Raw genomic sequence first — 2,488 nt, 5'->3', positions numbered from 1 at the left:
TTCCTTTTCGTGGAGCGACTCGCCCGCCTGGGCGTAGTGGCGCAGCAGGCGCAGCGCCGCCCAGGGCGAGACCACGAAGGCCACCAGCAGCGAGAAGACCATGGCCGCCGAGGCGCCCACCGGAATCGGCCGCATGTACGGCCCCATCAGGCCGCTGACGAAGGCCATGGGCAGGATGGCGGCGATCACGGTGAAGGTGGCCAGGATGGTGGGGTTGCCGACCTCGTCCACCGCCTCCACCGCCACCTGCGCCAGCGAGCGCCCGCGGCTGGCGGGCAGGCGGAAGTGGCGCACGATGTTCTCCACCACCACGATGGCGTCGTCCACCAGGATGCCGATGGAGAAGATGAGCGCGAACAGCGTCACCCGGTTCAGGGTGTAGCCGTAGAGATAGAAGATGGCCAGGGTGAGGGCCAGGGTGACGGGCACGGCCAGCAACACCACCCCCGACTCGCGCCAGCCCAGGGCCAGCGCGATGAGCAGCGTGACCGAGAGCGTGGCCAGCAGCAGGTGCTTGAGCAGCTCGTCGGACTTGTCCTTGGCGGTCTCGCCGTAGTTGCGAGTGACGGTGACGTTCAGGTCGCGGGGCAGGAGGTAGCCGCGCAGCGCGTCCACCTTGGCCAGGGCGGCGTTGGCGATGAGGGTGGCGTTGGTGCCCTTGCGCTTGGCCAGCGTGATAGTGACGGCCGGGTAGTCCACGGCCGAGGCGCCGTGGGGATCGCCCTTGCCGCTCGAGAAGAGCACGTAGTCGTGGGGCTCGGCGGGACCGTCCTCCAGCTTCTCCACCACGTCGCGCAGATAGACGGGCTTGCCCTGGTGCACGCCCACCACCACCTGCCGCAGTTCCTCCACGCTGGAGAAGAAGGTGCCGGCCTCGACCTGGACCTCGCGGTTGTCGCGGGCGTAGCTGCCGGCGATGCCGCGCTGGTTGGCGGCCTGGAGCTGCCCGGCGATCACGCCCGGGGTCAGTCCGTAGGCGGCCAGGCGCTGCACGTCGAGCACCACCCTCACCTGCCGCGGCAACCCGCCGATGATCTTGGTTTCCGAGACGTCGTCGAGCTGCTTGAGCGTATTCTCCAACTCGCCGGCGATGCGCCGCAGCCGATAAGCGTCGTAGTTCGGGCCCCACAGGGTGAGCGCCAGGATGGGCACGTCGTCGATGGAGCGCACCTTGATGATGGGCTGCGAGACCCCCGGCGGGATGCGGTCGAAGTTGGAGTAGAGCTTGTTGTAGGTGCGGACGATCGCGTCCTCTTCCTTCTGCCCTACGTAGAAGCGCACGATCACCAGGCTCATGCCCGGGCGGCTGATGGAGTACACGTACTCCACCCCCGGCACCTCGCGCAGCAGTTTCTCCATGGGGATGGTGACGCGCTGCTCCACCTCCTGCGCCGAGGCTCCGGGCATCTGGACGAAGACGTCGAGCATGGGGACGATAATCTGCGGCTCTTCCTCGCGCGGCGTCTTCCACACGCTGAAGGCGCCCAGCAGGAGCGCCGCCGTGATCACCAGCGGGGTGAGCTTGGACTCGATGAAGGCGCGGGCGACGCGGCCCGCCGCGCGCAAACCGTTCATGGCCGCGCCTCGATGCGGCGGCCGTCGAGCTCGCGCGCGCCCGGCTCCAGCACCACACGGTCGCCGGCCTGCAAGCCGGAAAGCACCTCGATCTGTGCGCCGGCGGCGTTGCCCAGAGTGACGTAGCGCAGGCCAGCCACCTGGTCGGGGCCTATGACGTACACGCCCTGCAACTGCCCACGCTCGACGACGGCGCTGCGCGGCACCAGGATGGCCTGGCGCTGGCCCTGGGAGAACTGCGCCCGCCCGAAGAGGCCGGAGCGCAAGCGGGCATCCAGCGGCAGCTCCACCTTCACCGTGAAGCTGCGGCTGGCAGGATCGGCGGCAGGGACGATCTGCACCACCTTGCCGGTCATGGTTTCGCCGCCGAAGGCGTCGAGCTGGACGGGGACGCTGTCGTCCAGCTTGACGGAGGCGATCTGACTCTCGTCCACGCTCACTTCCAGGCGGAAGCGGCGGGTGTCCTCGACCGCCACCAGGGTCGTGCCGGGCATGGCCAGCACGCCTACATCGGCGTACTTGCCGGTGACCACACCATCAAAGGGAGCGCGGATGCGCGTGTAGCCTTCGGCGGTGCGCGCCTGGGCGAGCGCAGCCTCGGCCTGGGCCTGGGTGGCGCGGCTCATCTCGCGGCGGGCGGCCGCGGCTTTCTCCTGCGCCTGCACCTGGTCGAGCTCGTGCGGGCTGACCGACTTCTTCTCATAGAGAGCTTGGTAGCGCTTCAAGGTGGCGGCCGCCAGGCCATAATCGGCGTCGGCGGCGGCGATCTGCTGGCGGGATGCGGTAGCCGCGGCGGAGGCCTGCTGCACCGCGGCGTGGGCCTGGGCGCCGTCGAGCACCACCAGCACTTGTCCCCGGCGCACGCGCATGCCCGCCGTGACCGGGATGGCGACGATGTTGGCCACGATCTGGC

Annotated in this window: 2 protein-coding genes; both read right to left on the bottom strand. The window is 69.4% G+C overall.

Going from position 1 to position 2,488, the window contains the following annotated elements:
• Positions 1 to 1,575: efflux RND transporter permease subunit (locus tag VEG08_08135; protein ID HXZ27951.1), on the bottom strand; the 1,575-nt coding region annotated here is incomplete at its 3' end.
• Positions 1,572 to 2,488 (bottom strand): efflux RND transporter periplasmic adaptor subunit (locus VEG08_08130; protein HXZ27950.1); only part of this gene is annotated, 917 nt, incomplete at its 5' end. The genes VEG08_08130 and VEG08_08135, both read right to left, overlap by 4 nt.

This window comes from Terriglobales bacterium (assembly GCA_035624475.1).
In the GTDB taxonomy this organism is placed as follows: Bacteria; Acidobacteriota; Terriglobia; order Terriglobales; family Acidobacteriaceae; genus DASPRL01.
This window is presented reverse-complemented; position numbering and strand designations above follow the sequence as displayed.